The organism is Embleya sp. NPDC020886 (assembly GCF_044333915.1).
In the GTDB taxonomy this organism is placed as follows: domain Bacteria; phylum Actinomycetota; class Actinomycetes; order Streptomycetales; family Streptomycetaceae; genus Embleya.
Map to the genome: position 1 here is coordinate 169,329 of NZ_JBIRRX010000004.1, position 19,392 is coordinate 188,720.

A 19,392-nucleotide genomic window follows, 5' to 3' on the forward strand; every position below is an offset into this window, starting at 1 on the left:
ACCAAGATCCGCCGGACCCGGGCCTAGGACACGAGTTGGGAGACCGGCCCGTGTCGGTGCCCCGGGCCTCCCGGTGGCAGGTCGCGTCTGGAGCGCACCCACCACAACACGATCACGCTCGCGGCGGCGGCCACCGCGCACCAGGTCGAGGCGAAGGAGTGGAACCACAGGCGCATCGTGACGGCCGCACCGATCGCGCAGACCAGACCCAGGAAACGCAACAATCGGTCCCGGGCCAACAACAACGACCCCAGGGTCGCCACCAGATAGCCGGCGATCACCCACGGGGCGCCGGGAATGCCCACCGAGTAGCGCACGGTGTTCCCGCAGATCTCGGCGTTCACCGGGCGCGAGGCCAGCGCGTGTCCGAGTGCGCCGGCGACCACCAGGCCCAGTACCACGAAGCAGGCCGCCCGGACCCGCTCCCGGCCGCGCTTCAGCGGCCATTGCGCGGCCACCACGGCGAGCGGGACGAACGCGGGCAGCAGCGGGAAGGCGATCACGGCCCAGACCTCGCGCGCGATCTCGGCGGTGCCGGCGGACACCGCACCCCGCTCGCCCTTCCACACCACCGCCTCGACGAGTTGATGGGCGCCGAGGATCACCGGCAACATCGCCATCGGCAGATCGTTGATCCGCCGGACCGACGCGACGCTTGCTATACCCACGGCCGTGATGGCGCTGCCCATCACGAGATCGGCTTCGGCGCTCCAACACACGGCTGCCTCGTCTCGCCAGGGAAGGGTTGTCGGGGGATCCTCGAAAGGGTGTCGGGACGGCTGTCAAAACGGTTGTTTCCTGGCAGGCGTACCCGGCGTCGATGTGTTCAACAGTTCATACGCTCATTCGGGCGCGTTCACCGCCGTGGTCTCGGTCACGTTCCCGTGTAGTGGGCACGTACCATCGGTCGACCCGGGTGGTTGGGCCCGGCCGCCGCAAACAGCGTGCGACCGGGCCCGCGGTGGGTCCCGACGGGTGGTCACCCCGACAGGTTAGTCCGCGTGTTCGGGGTGTCCGTCGGCCGGTGGGTCAGTTGCCGGCGGTCCACTGCTCCCAGGACAGGTTCCACGCGCCGTAGCCGTTGTCGCCCGCGACCGGCTTCTCCTCGTTGCCCTTGACCTGCACGATGTCACCGCGGATCGAACGCTCGTAGAACCACTTGGCGTTCTCCAGGGTCATGCTGACGCAGCCGTGGCTGGTGTTGGCGTTGCCGAACGGGTTGTTCGGCGCCCACGTGTTCGCGTGCAGGAACGTGCCCGATTCGGTGATCCGCATCGCGAACGGCACGGCCGGCTGGTTGTACTCGTTGCCCAGACCCACCGTCTGCGAGTTCATGTCGAGCGTGGGGTAACGCTCCTGCATCACCATGATCCCGTTCCACGTCGTGTACTTGGGGTCCTCGCCCGCCGTGATCGGGATCGTCTTGACCACCTGGTCGTTCTCCGAGACGGTCATCGTGTGCGCGTTGGCGTCCACGACGGCGATCCGCTTGGTGTCCGAGATCTTGAACGAGAAGCTCTTGAACTGCTTCGACATCACGCCGCCGCCGAGGTCCACACCACGCAGGTTGAGGTCCACCTTGACCTGGGTGCCGACCTGCCAGTAGTCCTTCGGCCGCCACTCCACCCGCGAGTTGCCGAACCAGTGCCAGGCGCCGTCCACCGCCGGGGTGGCGGTGACCTTGATCGCCTCCTGCACCGCCTTGTGGTTCTTCACCGGTTCGTCGAAGGTGATCGAGACCGGCTGACCGACGCCGACGGTGGAATCGGCGTCCGGCATGAACGTAGCGGTCGCCGCCTGGGTGGGGTTGAGCACGGTGAACGCGGCGGTCGCGGTGGTCGGCTTGTTCTCCGCGTTGGTCGCGGTCGCGGTCACCTTGTACTTGCCGCCGTACATGAACGGCACCTTGGGCTTCCACACGTTGCCCGCGAGCGCGCCGTCCACCGTCTCGCCGCCCGCGTTGGTCACCGTGACCTCGGAGACCTTGCCGCCGCCGACCGCGACCGTGATCGGCGTCCCGGGCTCGACCCCGGTGGTCCTGTCCGCCGGGGTCAGGGTGACCGTGGCCGCCTCGGCCGGACCGTTGCGGTTCTCACCGGCCGCCTTCGCCGGATCCGGTGCCTTCTTCTTCGCGTCGTCCTTGCTGCAGGCACCGGTCAACAACAGGGACGCCGCGACGATCGCGGCGATCCCCAGGCGCTGGGTGGTTCGAGGCATGGAAAGGTTCCCCCGGGCTCGGCCGTCTGTGGATTCACCACAGTGACGCCGGCGGCGGCGCAGCCGTTGCGCGGGGGGCGGTGTGATCGCGGTCTCAGTCGTCCGGGCGGCCCGATCGACGACCGGGGGCACGATCGCGGCGCGCCCCCGGAGGTCGGACCCGCGTCACTGCTTGGTCGCGCTCGTGGCCAACCACTGCGACCAGGTCAGGTTCCACGCGCCGTAGCCGTTGTCGGCCGCGACGGTGCGCTCCTTGGTGTTGATCACCTTGACCACGTCACCGCGATCCGCGTGGTCGTAGAACCACTTGGCGTCGTCGGGCGTCATGCTCACGCAGCCGTGGCTGGTGTTGACCCGACCGAACGGCGGATTCGCCTTGTCGTACCAGTAGTTGCCGTGCACGAAGGTGCCCGAGGTGGTGATCCGGACGGCCCACGGGACGTCCGCGATGTCGTACTCCTTGCCCAGGCCCACGGTGGCCGAGTTCATCCGGGTCTGGGCGTACTTCTCCATCACCACCATCACGCCGCCCCATGTGTCGTACTTGGGGGACTCGCCGGTGGTGACCTTGGTGGTCCTGACCACCCTGCCGTTCTCGGTCGTGGTCATCGTCTTGGCGGCCACGTCGACGGTGGAGATCCGGGCGATGTTGCTGATGGCGAAGTTGAAGCTCTTGTACTGCTTGGAGCCCGTACCGCCGCCCAGGTCCGCGCCGCGCAGGTTGAGGTCGACCTTGACCCTGGTGCCGGCCTTCCAGTACTCCCTGGGTCGCCACTCCACGCGCGTGTTGCCGAACCAGTGCCACGCGCCGGACACCGCCGGGGTGGCGGTGACCTTCATCGCCTTCTCCGCCTCGGCCTTGTTGGTGATCGGCCGGTCGAAGCGCACCGACACCGGCTGGCCGACGCCGACCGTCCCGCCGTCCGGGAAGATCGACGCGGTCACCTCCTTGCCCAGCGTCTGGGTGGTGAACCTGGTGGACACCGTCGTCGGTTGGTTGTCCGCGTTGGTGGCGGTGGTGCTCACCGTGTACTGACCGCCCGGCGTGAACGGGACCTTGGGCTTCCAGGTCTTGCCGTCCGCGGCCAGCGTGCCGTCGACCGACTCGCCCCGCGCGTTGACCACCTTGACCGCGGTGACCTTGCCGCCGTCGACCGCGAAGGTCAGCGGGTCGGCCAGGTCGACCCCGGTCGCGCCGTCCTCGGGGTTCGTGTTCACCTGGGGAGCGGCGCCCTTGGCGGGATCCTGGGGCTTGCCCGACTCGGTGCCGCCCGCGGCACCGCCGGCGGCCCCGGGGGTCACCTTGGACTCGCTGCCCGCGTTGCTCGTCTTGTCGCCCTTGTCGTCGCCGCCCAGCAGCCCGCAGGCCCCCGTGAACAGGATCGCGCCGGCGACCAGGACGGCCGGAATGGTGCGCCGTCGCATCGCTTTACCTGCCACGTTTCGGGGTTCCCTTCAAACGGGTCGAGAAGACGGAGGCCGCGCGACGCGAGTCTCCGCATCATTGACTTCCGGAAGGCCCCTCAGGTTGCTCTCCGAGGGATGTGATGTATGTCTCGTATGAACCATGGGAACCCCGTTTCGGACCGTGGCCGAAGCCGGTCCTCGGGCGCCCTCGGTACCGGCCGGGGGCCGGTACGGCGGCGGATTCCCGGGTTCGCGCCCGCCGTGCGAGCCCCTCGTGCCGAGTGATCCGGCGGTCGAATCGGCCTCGGCGCGCGGCTTGCGCGGGCGACGTTCGCAAAGATATAGCGCCCGGGCCGACGTGGCCGGGTAATCCCGTGCACGCGCGACACGCCGGCCGAAATACGGCGTCGACCGGTGAAATCCGGCCGACCGGACACGAGTTCGAGGCGATCGTGGTGACACTGATCACCGTGCCGGTGTCGTCCGTCGCCCGAAGGGCCCCGGTCGGCCGTGTGGGTGTCGCCGCAAGACGGCCGGAATCAGTGGTCGGCGGCGGTTTCGGCGGGCTGTTCCGGATTGCCCAGAGAGGGTAAGTCCCGGACATTTCCGGGCAGTTGGCGACAGGTCAGGCTACGCCTGCGTCCGGAACGTCGGTGTTGCGCACGTCCGGATCCGGCCCGGTAGGCTCACGCCCGACCCGCCCCCGGCAACGAGGATCCGCTTGATGTCAGCACACATGCCCCCTCGCGCCCGGTCCGAACGACCGCCTCTGGGACGGGCGCTGCTCGCCTTCGCGGCCGTGTCGATCATCACCGCCGGCGCGGTCGGGTGGGCGGTGTCCGTCGTCGGCTCCAATCACCGCACCGCCGTGGCGGTGGGCGGCGTGGCGGTCGCGCTCGCGCTCGCCATCGCGGTCGCGGCCACCGTGCACGCGGTCGGCACCGCGGATCGGTTGCGGGCCCGGATCGCCGAGATGGAGGGCAACGCGGCCCGGTGGAACGACGACAACCGGGATCGCGTGTCGGCGTTCGAGGCCGAGGCGACCCGGCTCGCCGACGAGACGTTGCCGGCGCTGGTGACGCTGCTGCGCGAGGGCGCGTCGGTGGACACCGCGCTCGCCGGCGTATCGGCCCCGCAACACCAGGCGTTGCAGCGCACGCTGGCCACCGTCGCCCGCGAGGTCGGCCAGGGCGAGCGCATGCGCGCCGCGGCGATGTCCGCGTGTGCGAACGCCGCCGGCCGGGTGCAGGCGCTGTCCACCAGCATGCTCGCGGACCTGCGCGAGATGGAGGGTCGGCACGGCGAGGAGGTGTTCGGCGACCTGTTGCGGCTGGACCACAGCACCGCCCAGGCGGGTCGGCTCGCGGACAGCATCGCGGTGCTCACCGGCGCGCGTTCGGGCCGCCGGTGGACCAAGCCGATCGTGATGGAGAGCATCCTGCGCGGCGCGGTCGGCCGGATCAGCGCCTACCAGCGGGTGCGGGTGCATTCGACCAGCGAGGCGGCGGTGGCCGGCTACGCGGCCGAGGGCGTCATGCACGCACTCGCCGAACTGATGGACAACGCGACCAAGTTCTCGCCGCCGTCCGAGCAGGTGCACGTCTACGTCGAGGACGTACCCGCGGGTGTCGTGGTCACCGTCGAGGACGGCGGCCTGGTGATGGGCGAGTTCGCCCTGCGGCGGGCCGAACAGGCGGTCGCGGCGGAGGCGTTGGACCTGACCACCCTCTCCGGCACCCGATTGGGCCTGGCCGTGGTCGGTTGTCTGGCCCGCAAGCACGGGTTGACGGTGTCCTTCCGACCGTCCTCGCGCGGCGGCACCGGCGTCGTGGTGATGATTCCCCGTCAACTGGTCGGCGAGGCCCGCCCCGAGCCGCGCAAGCGGGCCGTGCCCGACGCACGTCCGGCGCCGGCGCGGCGCGTCGCGGCGAAGCCGGCCGAGCCGGCGCCGGCGCTCCTCGCCTCGCCGGCCGAGCCGACCCCCGCGGCGCCCGAATCGGCGCCCGCGGCACCCACCCTCTCCGGGCTGGCCAAGCGCCGCCCCGGGCAGACCCTGGCCGCCGCGGCCAAGGCGGCCGAGCGGGCCGAGTCGCGCCCCGACCCGGCCCCGCGAGCGAGCAAGCCCCGTCCCGCGCCCGGCGCCCGCTTCGGCGCGTTCCGCCAGGCGATCCAGGGCGAACGGCCGGGTCGGGACGTGACGGCGTCCCCCGACGACAATTCCTGATCGCCCCTTCGCCGGGTCGTACGCAACGAGAGAACGGAGGCGGAGGTCGGCCATCCGGACCGGATGTCCACCTCGGAAGCCCTATGAGCGCAACAGCACACGGCACCGACGCACAGCGCGGTACCCAGCGGCAGCCCGAGCGTGACCTCGACTGGCTGCTGGAGAACCTGATCGAGCGCACCCCGGGCACCCGGCACTCGCTGGTGTTGTCCAAGGACGGCCTCAAGTTGTGCCGCACCGCCGGACTCACGGTGGATCAGGCGGACCAACTCGCGGCCATCGCCTCCGGCATCCAGAGCCTGTCGCACGGCGCCTCGATCGAGTTCGGCGACGGCAGCGGCGGCGTCCGGCAGTCGATGACCGAGTTCCACGGCGGCATCCTGTTCATCGTCGAGGCCGGCGAGGGCGCCCACCTCGCGGTGATCGCGGACGACGACGCGGACGCGGGCGTGGTCGGCCACAACATGAACGAACTGGTCGAACAGATCGGCGAGTACCTGAGCACACCGGCCCGGGAGTTCGACGAAGGCGGCCGATCGACATGATTCGGCGGCCAGTCGACACCGGGGACCCGGACCGGCTGTACACGGTCACCAACGGTCGCACCCAGGCGAACGAGGAAGCGTTCGACCTGGTGACGCTGATCGTCAGCGAATGCGAACCGAGTCCGGGCATGCAATCCGAGCACGTCCGGATCCTGCGGATGTGCGATCGACCCACCGCCGTCGTGGAGATCGCCGCCGAACTGGGCCTGCCCGTGGGCGTGGTGAAGATCCTGTTGTGCGATCTGCTCGACACGGGGCGAATCACCGCACGGCACCCGCGCACGTCCCCGCGCCGGGCGCAACTACCCGATACCGAGATCCTGAAGCAGGTGCTCGTTGGACTCCACAACCTCTGAGCTCGCCACGTCCGCGGCGGCCGTGCGTACCCCCCTGGCGAGCACCGCGCGCGACGGGCTCAAGATCGCCATCGTGGGCGGGTTCGGCGTCGGCAAGACGACGATGGTGCGCTCGGTGAGCGAGATCCGTCCGCTCAACACCGAGGAGACGATGACCCGGGCGGGCGTGGGCATCGACGACGCGCGCAGCGCGGACGGCAAGACCACGACCACGGTCGCCTTCGACTTCGGTCGGATCTCGCTCAACGACGAGATGGTGCTCTACCTGTTCGGTGCCCCCGGCCAGGAACGCTTCTGGTTCCTGTGGGACCGGCTGTTCTCCGGCACGCTCGGCGCGGTCGTGCTGGTGGACCCCCGGCGACTGGAGGACTCCTGGTACGCGATCGACCGGTTGGAGCACCACGGCATGCCGTTCGTGCTCGCCCGCAACAACTTCGATCCGCCCGAGCACAGCCTGGACGAGGTGCGCGACGCGCTGTCGTTGCCCGCGGCGATACCGATGATCGACTGCGACGCGCGCAGCCGGGAGTCCAGCAAGGCCGTGCTGATCGCGTTGGTGAACCACCTCTACACGTTGTCTGCCGCCCGGGAGCGCGCCCTGTGACCACGCCTTCGGACCTCAACGACCCGAGCGCCTCCGCGCCGCCGGAGGGTTGCCCGGCCCATGCGGGCGGCGGGCCGTCGGAAGCCTCGCACGCGGGTGCCGAGCGCATGTCCGGCCCGGGTCTGTGGCAGGACCCGCACCGCATGTACCGCAAACTGCGGCAGGAGCACGGCTCGGTGGCGCCGATCCTGCTCGACGGTGACATCCCCGCGTGGTTCGTGCTCGGCTACCGCGAGGTGCACCACGTCACCGCGAACGACCAACTGTTCGCCCGCGACTCGCGGCGCTGGCACGCGTGGGACCGGATCGCGCCGGACTGGCCGCTGATGCCGTTCGTCGGCTATCAGCCGTCGGTGATGTTCACCGAGGGGCCCGAACACCGGCGCCGCTCCGGGGCGATCAGCGACGCGCTCGCGGCGGTGGACCAGTTCGAGCTGCGCGCTCAGGCGGAGCGGATCGCGGACCACCTGGTCGACGAGTTCGCCGGGGTGGGTGAGGCCGAACTGATGGCCGACTACGCGCACCGGCTGCCCTCGCTCGTGGTGGCCGGGTTGTTCGGGCTGCCCGAGCAGGAGACCCCCGCGCTGGTGCAGGACCTGGCCGGCTCTTTGGACGGCGGCGACGGTGCGGTCGAGGCGCACCTGCGGGTCCGGGCCACGATGGCCCGGCTGCTGGAGCGCAAGCGCGAACACCCGGGCGCCGACGTGCCCTCGCGACTGCTCGCGCACCCGGCCGGGTTGGCCGAGGAGGAACTGATCCAGGACATGCTCGTGGTGATGGCCGCCGCCCAGCAGCCCACCGCGAACTGGATCGGCAACACGCTGCGGCTGATGCTGACCGACGACCGCTTCGCGCTGACCCTGTTCGGTGGCCGACGCAGCGTCGGGCAGGCGCTGAACGAGGTGTTGTGGGAGGACACGCCCACGCAGAACTTCATCGGCCGCTGGGCGGTGCGCGCGACGGTGCTCGGCGGTCAGAAGATCAAGGCCGGCGACCTGCTCGTGCTGGGTCTGTCGGCGGCCAACACCGACCCGCAGGTGCGCCCGGACTCCTACGTCGGCGCCGCGGGCAACAACGCGCACATGTCCTTCAGCCACGGCGAGCACCGCTGCCCGTACCCGGCCCCGGAGTTGGCCGAGGTGATCGCGCGCGCCGCGATCGAGGTACTGCTCGACCGGCTGCCGGACGTCAACCTCTCGGTGCCCACCCGGGAGCTGGTCTGGCGCGACTCGGTGTGGATGCGCGGCCTGGAGGATCTCCCGGTCGAGTTCACCCCCGCGTACGTGGGCTGACCCCGGTCGGTTCGGGGCGGGCCCGACGCCCGCCCCGAACCGCGCGTCAGGCCGCCGGCGTGAAGGTCACCGGCAGCGCGACCGGGCCGCGGGTGAACACGCCCTTCTCGGTGGGTGCGAACCCGGGGGCGAAGGCCAGGTCGGGCATCGCGTCGAGGAGTTGGTTGGTGCCCACCTCGACCTCGGCCACCGCGAGCAGCGCGCCGACGCAGAAGTGCCGGCCGAGCGCGAAGGACAGGTGGTCGGCCGCCGCGGAGAACGCCGTCTTGGCGGTCAGGTCCTCGCGGAAGATGTCGAACCGGTCGGGGTGCGCGTAGCGCCGGTCGTCCCGGTTGGCCGCGCCGATCAGGCAGGTGAGCGTGCTGCCGGCGGGCACCACGCCGCCGCTGAGCTCGACGTCCTCGGCGGGCTGGCGCATGATCATGTGCACCGGCGGCGAGAAGCGCAGCGTCTCCGCGAAGGCGCGCGGGATCAACGACCGGTCCGCGCGTACCGCGGCGAGTTGGTCGGGGTGTTCGAGCAGGTTCTTGAACAGGCTCGCGATCGCCTTATCCGTCGTTTCGCCGCCGGCGGCCAGGAGCAGGCTGCAGAAGGCCTTGATGTCCTCGTCGCTCATTCGAGTGCCATCGATTTCGGCCAGGCACAGCGTGGACAGCAGATCGGTGCCCGGATTCGCGCGCCGTTCGGCGATCAGCGGCAGCAGGTACGCGGCGAACTCGTCGCGCGTGCGCAACCCGGACGCGGCCACGTCGGGGTCCTGGCTCAGGTTGCCCAGGAACGCGATGACCGACGTGTACCAGCCCCGGAAGCGCGCGTGGTCGGCCTGGTCCAGGCCGAGCATGTCGGCGATCACGTCCACCGGGAGGCGCTGGGCGAACTCCGGCACCAGGTCCACCGATCCGCGCTCGCGGAAGGCGTCCACCAGCCGCCGGGCATTGCGCTCGATCACCGGCATGAAGGTTTCCTGAAGGGCGTTGCCGCGAAACGCGGGCGCCACCAGTGCGCGCCGCACCGAGTGTTCGCGCCCGCTCATCTGCAGGATGGTCCGCCCGTGCACGGGCTCCAACTGCCAGTCGTAGTTGTCGGTGGTGAACACCGGTTCCTTGAAAGCCCGTTCCAGGTCCGCATAGCGCGAGATGATCCAACTCTGCATGCCTTCGTGCCACACCAACGGGTGTTCGTCACGCATGCTTCGGTAGAGCGGATACGGATCGGCCGCGAACTCGGGCGAAAGTATGTCCGGCACATCCAGGGCGGTCATCGAATCCCCTTGTCCAACAACGCAATCGAAGATCATCAACCAACCCGTCCAGGCTATGGACCACGACACCCGGGGTCCACCCCCGTCCATGCGGTGCCGTATTCACCGAGGCGAACAAATGTTCCCGTGACATTGCCGGAAAGAAGCCCGAAATACGGCGGAAGAGAACGACGAAACGGCGATGGGACCCTCGGTGAACCGAGGGCCCCATCGCCGTTTCGCAAGGTGCGCCGCCAGGGACTCGAACCCCGGACCCGCTGATTAAGAGTCAGCTGCTCTAACCAACTGAGCTAGCGGCGCTTGCGTTGCGTGGGAAACATTAGCAGGGGTCGGCGGCGATCGAAAATCGACACCCTTCGACACTCTTCCGTCCTGCGCCGGATGGCTCAGGGGGGCGCACATGGAGCGTGACGAGGGCGCGCAAGGTCCCCCGTAGGACTTCTTTGAGGACACGGGGAGGACGCCCTTTTCCAGACATCCGCAAAGAGGTCCCCCGGCCAGTCTCACGGCGGGTACCGTCGGCATCACAGCCTGCACAGCACACCGCACGTCGTAACCGGGAGGGCCGATGGCCATGCGGCAGGGGGCCGGTCCTTCGTCCGGGAATGTCCGGCTCAAGGCCCTACGGCACTCGCATGGCTGGGTTTCCCAGCAGCAATTGGCCGACGCCTTCGAGAAGAAGGCCCTCGAATGCGGGCTTCGCCTCGGCGTCAGCGTGCGACAGGTGCGACGGTGGGAAAGCGCGGATCCGCCCTGGCCGACCCCCGATTATCAACAGGTCCTACAAGCTTTGTTCGAACGGCCGTTGACCGACCTCGGGTTCACTCCGCCATGGCAGGCCGAGCTGGCCGAGTACGGCGAGAGCTTCGTCGATCCGTCTCCCGTCGCCGAGCAACCGCCCGTCCCACCGGTGTTCCCGGCGCCCACCCGGGAAATCGGGCGGGCGCCCGAGCACGGGGAGCAGCAGGCCTACGGCGAGGCGCGCGTCCGTCGGCAGCCACCGCCCACCGGCGGACCGGTCGGCGGGGCGATGGTGGTGCCCATCGCCCCGGCCCCCGGGGGCAACCGCCAGGTGCCGCCGGCCCGCTCCGGCCCGGTGCCCCCTCCCGGCCCCGTGCCGCCCCCGCGCCCGGTCCCGCCACCCGGTCCGGTGCCGCCGCCCGGGCCCGCGATCGTGCCCCCCCGGACCTCGGTGGAGACCGGCCCCACCGTGGTCGGCGGCCGGCGTCTGGAGGGCGACGGCCCCGGTCCGCCCGGCCTGCCGGTGCGCCCGCCGCTGCGGGTGATCGGCTCGCCGGTCGCCGAGCCGCCCGCCCGCACGCTGGAGATCGCCACCCCCGCGGTGCTGCGCCAACTGCTCCGTGACACCCCCGACCCGGGCCCACTCGCGGTGCCGATGCACTCGCGGGCCGGCCGGCTCACCGTGGTCGGCGCGGACCAGTACGCGATGCTCACCCGCACCTACCGACAGATGTATTGGGTCGCCCCCGCCGCCATCGCATACCCGTCGGTGATCGCCCACGTGCGCCTGGGCACCCAACTGCTCAACGCCCCCGGCCCCCCCCGGGCCCGCCGGATCCTGGGCGCCTCGCTCGCCGAGACCGCGATGCTGGCCGGCCGGATGGCCTTCTTCGATCTGGACCGCCCGCACGACGCACAGGACCACTACCTGGTCGCCTACCGCGCCGCCAACGAGGCCGGCGACACCCTGCTCGCCGCCGCGGTGCTCGCCCACACCGCGTTCATCCCCGCCTTCGACGCGGCCCCCTCCGCCGCGCAGGACATCCTGGACTTCGCACGCAAGACGGCTACGCGCGGTGCGCCGATGGTGATGCTCGCGTGGTTCGACGCGGTGCAGTCCGAATTCGAGTCGCTGCGCGGCACCCCCGAACGCGGGCTGCACCTGCTCGACCGGGCCGAGGACCTGCTGTGCCACCCGGACAACACCCCCACGCCGCCGTGGCTGGACTTCTTCGACGCCTCCCGGCTGTGGGGCTTTCGCGGCAAGGCCGAACTCACCGCCCGCCGGATGGACCAGGCCCAGGGCTCGCTCAACGACGCGTTGCAGAACCTGCCGCCCAACGCCGACAAACAGCGCGCGGTGATGTACGCCGACCTGGCCGAGGCGGCCTTTCAGGCCGGTCAGGTGGACGAGGCGTGCGGCCGACTGTTCCAGGCCGCCGACATGTTGCGAGTGCACTGGTATTCGATGGCGATGGAGCGGGTGCGGGTCACCCGCAAGCAGTTGGAGCCGTACAAGAACTCGGTCGCGGTGCGCCAACTCGACGAGGTGCTGGAATCGTTCAGCGAACTCGCGCCCACCGACGAGACCGGGTTCGTGGCGCTGCCCGGGGCCGACGAACAGAGCTGAATTCCCCCTGTCGGTGACATGGTCCACACTGACCCGGGACCGGACGGTTCGACGACGAAAGCCGTACACGAGACATGCGCACGACGGGTACCACCGGCGCGATCGCCGGCAGGCTGGAGCAGTTGCGCGGCACACTGCCCACCCGCAATCACAACGCACGCACGGTCGCGGCCCTCGCGGCCAATCCGGGCTGCGCCCGCCGGGGCGTGCTGGACGCGGCCGGCATCGAGAAGACCGTGCTCGCGGACCGACTCGGCTTCCCGGCCCGATACGGCGGTCGCTCGCCGTTCGCGATCGGCCGCGGCAACGTGTTCGAGGCCCGGGTCAAGGCGGACGGCGGCACCGAACTGCGCCGACTGCTCGCCGAGACGCTGGGCGCGCACCCGGACGCCGGCGCGCTGATCGACGTGGACCACGAGAGCGCCGGCCGGCCGAGCCGCGAGGAGCGGGTGGCCCGCACCCGCGACGCACTGGCCCGGGCCGCCCGCGGCGAACCGGACGCGTGCGCGATCCTGGACCACCCGCTGCTGCCGCTGGACGTGGCCGGCCGACGCGCCTACCTGGAACCGGACGCGATGGCCTGCCGGGTGGCCGGCCGGCTGTACGTGGTGGAGATCAAGTCGTTCGCGATCATCGACGGGTCCGCCGACCCGGGCAAGCTCGCCTCGGCCACCCGCCAGGCCGCGGTCTACGTGCACGCGCTGCGCCGACTGGCCGCCGAGCTGGGCCTGGACCCGGACGTGGTGGCCACCGACATCGTGCTGGTGTGTGCGCAGGACTTCTCCAATCGTCCGGTCGCCGTCGTGCTCGACGTACGGCGCGAACTGGCCACCACCCGGCGTCGGTTGGAGCGCCTGTCCGGCGTGGAGGAACTGCTGGGCGAACTGCCGGAGACGCTCACCTTCGACGTCGACGGCGAACTGGTCGGGGCGGCCGTCGCACGGGTGCCCGCCGCGTACGTGCCGGACTGTCTGTCCGCGTGCGAACTCGCGCTGTTCTGTCGGGACGAGGCCCGCGGTTGTGCTCCCGGCGGCGGCAGCGTCGGCACGCTGGGCACCTCGGTGCGCGGTGTGCTGGGCGGGATCGAGGACATCGCCGACGCACTGGCCCTGGCCGACGGCCGGCGCGCGGCCCGGCCCGGCGAGGAGGACGTGGCCCGGCTGCTCCGTCGGGCCCAGGCGCTGCGCGCCGAGGTGCTGGGGGCGGCGGAGCCCGGGTCCCGGGCGCCCGGGACCGAGGTACCGCTCTCCGAGGTGTCGGGCGGTGTCGGGTGAGCGCGATCGCCGCGCTCGGTCGGCTGCGGGCCGCCGCGACCGGGGTGGCCCAACCGGCCGCCACCGTGCGTCACCGGCATCTGTCCGCCGGGCCGCTGGTGCTGGTGCCGTATGTGCTCGCGGGCGAGGCGTTCGCGCCGTTGGCCGTGTTGGTCGGCACCGACCGGGACCGGCCGCATCTGCTCGCGGTGCCGCAACCGCGGGACCGCGACCGGCGGTTCGCACACGCGGCCGAACTGGGTCGGTTGTTGCTGCCCTACCTGGGCGCGTTCGCGGCCGAGACGGAGACGATCGAGCGGCGGAGCGAGGACCCGTACGAGCGCAGCCTGGACGCGCCGCAGGTGCTGGTGCCCACGGCGGGCGGTGTCGAGTATCTGCGCCTGCTCGGCCGGTCCACCCGATTCCGGCGCACCGACGGCGAGTTCGCGGTGGCCGAGGAGGTGCCGCTGCTCGGCCGGTGGAGCACGTGGCTCGCGGATCGGGCCGGAGTGCCCGGATCGAGTGTGTTGTTGGCGATGACGGACCTGCTCACCCAGGCGTGGGTGACCGGACAGAGCGCGCTGGAGGACGGTGACCTGGCCGCGCTGCTCGCCTGGATCGACCCGCCGGCCGGGCAGCGCGGCGATCGGGCGGCGCGTGCGGTCGAGGGTGGTCCGACCGCGGGGCCGGCGACCGATCCGGCGTTCGACGAGCGGCTGGTGCCGTTGATCGCCGCCTTCGACGACGCGGTGGCGGCGGACCGGGGCGAGGCCGCGGAGCGGGACGAGGCCGATGCGGCCGGTGGCGCCCGGACCGACCTCGGACCCCGCGGTCGGGACGCCGAGCAGGCGATCCGGGATGCGTTGGCCGCCGAGTTGTTGCCCACCTGGGATCGCGTCTGGCGCGGGGTGGAACTGCTTCGCGCACTGCCTTCGGGCGCGTCGGTGGCCGGGCGATGGGAGGCGGATCGGGCCTCGTACAGCTTCTTCGCCGCCGCGCTGGCCGACCCCGAGTCCCGCCCGCAGCCGCGCGTTCCCGGAGCGATCTCGGCCGCCGCGCAACTCGCGGGCAGGGAACGGGCGCAGGCCCGACTGGATGCCGAACAGGTGCGCGACGACCCGCTGTTGATGGCCGCCGTCCGGCTCGCGGGCGAGGCGTTCCGGGGCGAGTTGGGCGCGGTGGACGCCGAGCGCATGGTTGCCGAGCCCGGGAAGAAGACCGCCCGCCCGCGTCCGATGTTGACCTTCGCCACCGACGACGAACCGCTGTTCGGGCCGGGCACCGACCTCGCGTGCGTCGAACGCCCGGACGCCAAGGCGCGGGTCCTGGCCACCGAGCCCGGTCGGGTCGTACTGGAACTGCGCGGTGGCATGGGCGGCGGCAAGACACCCAAGCCGGGCAGCGTGCCCGAAGTGGGCGAAGTCCTTTGCTGGACCTCGCTGATCGCCGAATTCCGGCGCGGCCCGGACTGGCCCGACGTCGAGGACACCCCGTGGACGCACGGCGGCCCGCCGCCCGTGCCCGAACCGGAGGCTGCCCCGGAGGCGGACGACGACGCGTTGGAGGATTGGTCGTGACGGCTGTGGCCACCGTTCGTCCCGAAGGCGACCCGGCCGCGCTTGCCGCCGCCGCGACCGACGCCGTGCTCGCCGATCTCGCCTCCGGCGCGCATCGCGGTGTGGTGGTCGACTCGCCGCCCGGCGCGGGCAAGTCGACGCTGGTGGTGCGCGCGGCGGGGGAGTTGGCCCGGGGCGGCGAGCGGCTGATGATCGTCGCGCAGACCAACAACCAGGTGGACGACCTGCTGGTCCGGCTGGTCGAGGAGCACCCGGGGTTGGCCGTGGGCCGGTTGTCCGCCACCGGGTATCGGCTGCCGCCCGCGCTGGTGGGCAGCTCGGTGTCGAACGCGGAGAAGGCCGAGGCGCTGGACGCGTGTGTGGTGGTGGTGGCCACCGCCGCCAAGTGGGCGCTCGTGCAGGATCGGCGTTGGCCGTGGGCGATCGTGGACGAGGCGTACCAGATGCGGTCGGACGCGCTGCTGCTGGTGGCCCGACTGTTCGACCGGGCGCTGTTCGTCGGCGACCCCGGCCAACTCGACCCGTTCGCCACCGTGGACACCTCGCGCTGGCACAGCCTGAGCTACGACCCCTCGCAGAGTGCGGTGGTGGTGCTCCGACGGCACAACCCGGACCTGCCGGTGCATCGACTGCCGGTGTCCTGGCGGTTGCCGGCGAGTGCGGCGCCGCTGGTGTCCGAGGCGTTCTACCCGTTCACCCCGTTCCGTTCCGGCACCGGTCCGGGCGAGCGGCTGTTGCACTTCGGTGCGGCGGTCGAACACGACGCGTACGACGCGGCCGTGGACGTTGCGGCGAAGTCCGGCTGGGGCCTGCTGGAGTTGCCCGCGCGGTTCACCGCGGCCGCCGACGAGGAGGCGGTTCGGGCGGTCGCCACGCTGGCCGCGCGGCTGCTCGCACGGGGCGGGACCACGATCGGCGAGCGCACGCCGGACGGGGTGCCGCTGGACGCGTCCCGGATCGCGATCGGGGTCAGCCATCGCGAGCAGCGGGCCCGGATCGAGTCGGCGCTGCGCGACCTGGGTGCGGCGGACGTCGTGGTGGACACCGCGAACCGGCTCCAGGGCCGCGAGTTCGACGTGACCGTGGTGCTGCATCCGCTGTCCGGTCGGCGCGACGCGACCGAGTTCCACCTGGAGACCGGCCGGTTGTGCGTGCTGGCCTCGCGGCATCGGCACGCGTGCCTGGTGGTGGCCCGGGCGGGCATCCCCGACCTGCTCGACGCGCATCCCACCGCCGACCCGGTGCACCTGGGCGTGCCGGTCAGCTTCCCGGACGGCTGGGAGGCGAATCAGGCGGTATTGGCCGAACTCGCCCGGCACCGGGTCGCCCTGCCCGGATGAACACATCCGAACGCCGGCCGGGCCGAGCCCGACCGGCGTTCACGGCCCGGAATCCGCGCCGGCGCTACTCGCCGCGCTCCAACAACAACTTTCGGCCGTGCTCGATCATCTTCGCCGTGTACTCCTCGCCCCAACCCGCCCGCGCCGCGACCTGAGCCGTCGTCAGATGGTCGAAGCGATTCGGATCCGCCATCCGCGCCACGGCCATCGCCTGATAGTCCACCGCCCGGTCGGCCGCCGCGCGAAACGCCTCGGCCAGGTCCGTCGAGCGGGCCAGCACCTCCTGGGGATCGGTCAGATCGTCCAGGTCGAAGAAGCGTTCGTCGGGCGGCTCGGGTACCGCGGGCTCGAACAACAGCGGCGCGGGCCGCATACGGGGCTTGCGCGACTCGGACGGCATGCGCGGATTCCTTCCGACAGTGCAGACGTGCTGACGACGAATACGGACGGGGGGAGCAACGGGATCGGCCGAAACCGGCCCGCAAGATCCCGCGCCCTTGCCATTGTCGCCAACCGGACGCCATCCGAAAGACCCTTGCCCGAAAGAGGGACGACAGCCCGGGACCCGCGCCGATAAACCCCGAATCGGGGGTGTCGACCCGGTACCGCCGGGTGGTTTCGGCGGCCGGTAAACCTCGCGGAGCCGGTCCGGACAAGCGGATGCGCCCCCTCGCGCAGTGGCGAGGGGGCGCATCGCGTCTTACCGGTACCGGCCGGGTCGAGCAGGTATTGGGGGAGCCGCTCGTGATGTCAGGTCCCCGACCGGTACGTCCTGTGGGGCGACCTCAGATCGCCTGTTGGTGGCGCTCGGCGAGCGCGCGGGCGGCCTCGGCGATCGCCGCGCGCACGTGCCGCAGCGTCGTCAGGCGGTTGTCGGGCGTCGGCGGTACGAGCCACACCAGCGGTCCGTCGTTCTGCTCCGGGGGCGGCGGGAAGGTGATCCACGCACCCCGCCCGTGATGGCGCGGGCCGAGCCGGCGCTCGCGCGGCCGCATCGGCATCACCGTGGTCGGCGGTACGAGGAAGCCGATCCGGCGGTAACGGCGGTCGAAGATGACCGGGCCGACCGGCACGCGGTGTGCGTGCAGCGTGGCCAGGGCCTCGCGGCCGAGTCGGTCCTCCACCTCGATCACGTCGAACGTCTCGCCGGCCGCGACCAGGCGAGGGGCGTACGGGTTCCGAAGCGCGTCCTGCGGCAGCGCTGCCAGCGTCGTTCGGTTCACGTCGGCGTCCATCGGTGAGGCGGTCCTCTCGTTTCGTCTGGAAACGGAATCGTCCTCGGGGGCCGGGAGGTCCTCGAAGCGTCCTCTTCGTCCTGCACGAGCCCGAAGCGTCCGACTTTCGGGGCGTCCGCTTCTGCCTTAGATGCAACCAGGTCGGCACACCGTGTGACGAGGCCCGCGGTGGGACTCCTGCAGGACGCGCTGAGGACTCTTGCCGCTCTAACGGGCTAGAGGCATGACGCCGCAGGTGGGACGGGGTCACGATCGAGATCCAGCACGGAGCGGTCGGGCCCGGTGCACCGCGTGATCGGGTCCACGCAGTCATGTCCGTCACCACGACGCGTATGGGAGGACGCGGTGCAACGACGAACCTTTCTGGCCGGCGCCGCCGTCGCCGGCCTCACCGCCAAGAGTTCCGCTTCCGCCGCATACGCCTCCTCGGGGTCGGCGGCCTCTCTCCCCGATCCCACCGCCTATGTCGCCACCACCGCCCGGCTCCGGTCCCGCTACTGGATCGAGGAACCCGGGCGGTTGCTTCCGGTGGTGGCCGAACACGCCCGCAACGGTGCCCGGCTGCTGGCCGAGGGGCCGGAGGGGGCGCACTATTCCGCGATCGCGGAGACCGCGTTGCTCGCTTCGCGGATCGCCTTCTTCGACCTGAGCCTGCGCGGGCCGCATGTGCGGCGCTGGCAGGACCTCGCGCTGGACGCGGCGGACCGGGGCCGGGACGGCTCGTTGGCCGCCGCCGTCCTCGGACACATGGCGTTCGCGCCCGCCTGGACCGGGCGGGGCGCGGAGGCCCGGGACACGCTGGCCGCCGCGCGCGAACGCACCACGAGCGGCGACGCCGGGCCGACGCTGCGGGCGTGGTTGGACGCGATCGCGGCCGAGGCGGAGGTCCGGCTCGGCACACCGGACGCGGCCTTCCCGCTGCTGGATCGCGCCGCCGATACGTACGCGCCGCCGGAGACGCCCGGGTCGTGGACGGCGGACGGGCCGCCGGCCTGGCTGGACTGGTTCTCCGCGGCCCGTCTGGAGGGCTTCCGGGGGGCCGCGGAGGTGGCGGCCGGGCGCTCGGCCGAGGCGCGGGCCAGCCTGGAACGCACACTCGCCGGATTGCCGGCGGACAGCCACAAGCAGCGGGCGATGACGCTGGCCGAACTGGCCGCGACGGCGGTCGGGGCGCGCGAGCCGCAGGATGCCTGTCGGCTGTTGGAAGAGGCGTTGGACCTGGTCGGTGTGCAGGGGTATGCGACGGCGGTGGATCGTATGCGCACGGTGCGGGCTTCGCTGGCGCCGTGGGCTCGGGAGTCCTTCGTCCGGGAGATCGACGATCGCCTGCACTCGGGCGGCGGGGCGCGGGCGGAGGAGGGCTCGGCGTGACCACGGTCGGCGCCTCGGGTGGCCTCATGCGCCCACCGGGCTGGGTTCGCCTCATGCGCCGGCGGGGCTGCTTGGCCTCATGCGCCGGCCGGGCTGGGTTCGCCTCATGCGCCGGCGAGGCTGAGTGGCCTCAAGCGCCGGCCGGGCTGCTTGGCCTCATGCGCCCGCCGGGCTGGGTTCGCCTCAAGCGCCGGCGAGGCTGAGTGGCCTCAAGCGTCGGCCGGGCTGGGTTCGCCTCAAGCGCCGGCGAGGCTGAGTGGCCTCAAGCGTCGGCCGGGCTGGGTTCGCCTCAAGCGCCGGCGGGGCTGAGTGGCCTCAAGCGCCGGCCGGGCTGGGTTC

The 19,392-nt window shown here is 71.7% G+C and carries 16 protein-coding genes and 1 tRNA gene; 10 read left to right on the forward strand and 7 right to left on the reverse strand.

Translation table 11 applies throughout. The annotated features are described in order from the left end of the window. Positions 1 to 23 precede the first annotated feature (23 nt). The 3 genes from ACH4U8_RS15800 to ACH4U8_RS15810 all read right to left on the reverse strand — a co-directional run bounded on the left by ACH4U8_RS15800 (position 24) and on the right by ACH4U8_RS15810 (position 3,642). The gene (locus tag ACH4U8_RS15800) at positions 24 to 719 is read right to left on the reverse strand and encodes a DUF6629 family protein (RefSeq protein ID WP_360307572.1); all 696 of its coding nucleotides are present in this window, start codon (positions 717 to 719) and stop codon (positions 24 to 26) included. A 310-nt stretch (positions 720 to 1,029) separates the two neighbouring features. Next, entirely contained in the window at positions 1,030 to 2,217 is a 1,188-nt protein-coding gene (locus ACH4U8_RS15805) for an Ig-like domain-containing protein (RefSeq protein WP_360307575.1), read from the reverse strand. A gap of 165 nt (positions 2,218 to 2,382) precedes the next feature. Beyond that, positions 2,383 to 3,642, reverse strand: coding sequence for an Ig-like domain-containing protein (locus ACH4U8_RS15810; RefSeq protein ID WP_395778377.1), 1,260 nt, complete (start codon positions 3,640 to 3,642; stop codon positions 2,383 to 2,385). Between the two features lie 706 nt (positions 3,643 to 4,348). Between ACH4U8_RS15810 and ACH4U8_RS15815 the strand changes: the two genes are divergently transcribed. From ACH4U8_RS15815 to ACH4U8_RS15835, 5 genes are all read left to right on the forward strand, one after another. After that, the gene (locus ACH4U8_RS15815) at positions 4,349 to 5,848 is read left to right on the forward strand and encodes a sensor histidine kinase (RefSeq protein ID WP_395778379.1); all 1,500 of its coding nucleotides are present in this window, start codon (positions 4,349 to 4,351) and stop codon (positions 5,846 to 5,848) included. Positions 5,849 to 5,931: 83 nt separating this feature from the next. After that, positions 5,932 to 6,393, forward strand: coding sequence for a roadblock/LC7 domain-containing protein (locus tag ACH4U8_RS15820; protein WP_360307584.1), 462 nt, complete (start codon positions 5,932 to 5,934; stop codon positions 6,391 to 6,393). Further along, positions 6,390 to 6,749, forward strand: a complete 360-nt coding sequence (locus ACH4U8_RS15825) for a DUF742 domain-containing protein (RefSeq protein WP_360307587.1) — start codon at positions 6,390 to 6,392, stop codon at positions 6,747 to 6,749. Before ACH4U8_RS15820 ends, ACH4U8_RS15825 begins: the two co-directional genes overlap by 4 nt. Next, entirely contained in the window at positions 6,730 to 7,353 is a 624-nt protein-coding gene (locus ACH4U8_RS15830) for an ATP/GTP-binding protein (protein WP_360307590.1), read from the forward strand. The genes ACH4U8_RS15825 and ACH4U8_RS15830 overlap by 20 nt, the downstream gene beginning before the upstream one ends. After that, entirely contained in the window at positions 7,350 to 8,645 is a 1,296-nt protein-coding gene (locus ACH4U8_RS15835; RefSeq protein WP_360307593.1) for a cytochrome P450, read from the forward strand. The genes ACH4U8_RS15830 and ACH4U8_RS15835 overlap by 4 nt, the downstream gene beginning before the upstream one ends. Positions 8,646 to 8,691: 46 nt before the next feature. Here ACH4U8_RS15835 and ACH4U8_RS15840 read toward each other — a convergent pair whose 3' ends face one another. Further along, on the reverse strand, positions 8,692 to 9,906 hold the full coding sequence (locus ACH4U8_RS15840; RefSeq protein ID WP_360307596.1) for a cytochrome P450: 1,215 nt from the start codon (positions 9,904 to 9,906) through the stop codon (positions 8,692 to 8,694). A gap of 226 nt (positions 9,907 to 10,132) precedes the next feature. Continuing rightward, positions 10,133 to 10,206, reverse strand: a tRNA-Lys gene (locus ACH4U8_RS15845). 505 nt (positions 10,207 to 10,711) lie between these two features. On the opposite strand from ACH4U8_RS15845, the gene ACH4U8_RS15850 reads away from it, so the two are divergent. From ACH4U8_RS15850 to ACH4U8_RS15865, 4 genes are all read left to right on the forward strand, one after another. Continuing rightward, positions 10,712 to 12,277 carry a hypothetical protein gene (locus ACH4U8_RS15850; protein ID WP_395778381.1) on the forward strand — a complete coding sequence of 522 codons (1,566 nt, stop codon included), beginning with the start codon at positions 10,712 to 10,714 and terminating at the stop codon, positions 12,275 to 12,277. Between the two features lie 74 nt (positions 12,278 to 12,351). Next, a complete protein-coding gene (locus tag ACH4U8_RS15855) occupies positions 12,352 to 13,551 on the forward strand; it encodes a hypothetical protein (protein ID WP_395778383.1) in 1,200 nt (399 codons plus the stop codon). Further along, positions 13,548 to 15,107 (forward strand): hypothetical protein, encoded by a 1,560-nt coding sequence (locus ACH4U8_RS15860; RefSeq protein ID WP_395778385.1) that lies wholly within the window; start codon positions 13,548 to 13,550, stop codon positions 15,105 to 15,107. Before ACH4U8_RS15855 ends, ACH4U8_RS15860 begins: the two co-directional genes overlap by 4 nt. Then, a complete protein-coding gene (locus ACH4U8_RS15865; RefSeq protein WP_360307620.1) occupies positions 15,098 to 16,447 on the forward strand; it encodes an AAA domain-containing protein in 1,350 nt (449 codons plus the stop codon). The genes ACH4U8_RS15860 and ACH4U8_RS15865 overlap by 10 nt, the downstream gene beginning before the upstream one ends. A gap of 64 nt (positions 16,448 to 16,511) precedes the next feature. Here ACH4U8_RS15865 and ACH4U8_RS15870 read toward each other — a convergent pair whose 3' ends face one another. Then, positions 16,512 to 16,847, reverse strand: coding sequence for a hypothetical protein (locus ACH4U8_RS15870; RefSeq protein ID WP_360307623.1), 336 nt, complete (start codon positions 16,845 to 16,847; stop codon positions 16,512 to 16,514). Positions 16,848 to 17,232: 385 nt separating this feature from the next. Next, the gene (locus ACH4U8_RS15875) at positions 17,233 to 17,670 is read right to left on the reverse strand and encodes a hypothetical protein (RefSeq protein ID WP_360307626.1); all 438 of its coding nucleotides are present in this window, start codon (positions 17,668 to 17,670) and stop codon (positions 17,233 to 17,235) included. Between the two features lie 357 nt (positions 17,671 to 18,027). Between ACH4U8_RS15875 and ACH4U8_RS15880 the strand changes: the two genes are divergently transcribed. Beyond that, on the forward strand, positions 18,028 to 19,053 hold the full coding sequence (locus ACH4U8_RS15880) for a hypothetical protein (RefSeq protein WP_360307629.1): 1,026 nt from the start codon (positions 18,028 to 18,030) through the stop codon (positions 19,051 to 19,053). The last annotated feature ends 339 nt before the right edge of the window (positions 19,054 to 19,392 follow it).

Coding starts and splice junctions, on each gene's coding strand:
- ACH4U8_RS15840 (WP_360307596.1), bottom strand. CDS start 9,906: ATGACCGCCCTGGATGTGCCGGACATACTTTCGCCCGAGTTCGCGGCC.
- ACH4U8_RS15810 (WP_395778377.1), bottom strand. CDS start 3,642: ATGCGACGGCGCACCATTCCGGCCGTCCTGGTCGCCGGCGCGATCCTG.
- ACH4U8_RS15870 (WP_360307623.1), bottom strand. CDS start 16,847: ATGCCGTCCGAGTCGCGCAAGCCCCGTATGCGGCCCGCGCCGCTGTTG.
- ACH4U8_RS15825 (WP_360307587.1), top strand. CDS start 6,390: ATGATTCGGCGGCCAGTCGACACCGGGGACCCGGACCGGCTGTACACG.
- ACH4U8_RS15815 (WP_395778379.1), top strand. CDS start 4,349: ATGTCAGCACACATGCCCCCTCGCGCCCGGTCCGAACGACCGCCTCTG.
- ACH4U8_RS15820 (WP_360307584.1), top strand. CDS start 5,932: ATGAGCGCAACAGCACACGGCACCGACGCACAGCGCGGTACCCAGCGG.
- ACH4U8_RS15805 (WP_360307575.1), bottom strand. CDS start 2,217: ATGCCTCGAACCACCCAGCGCCTGGGGATCGCCGCGATCGTCGCGGCG.
- ACH4U8_RS15855 (WP_395778383.1), top strand. CDS start 12,352: ATGCGCACGACGGGTACCACCGGCGCGATCGCCGGCAGGCTGGAGCAG.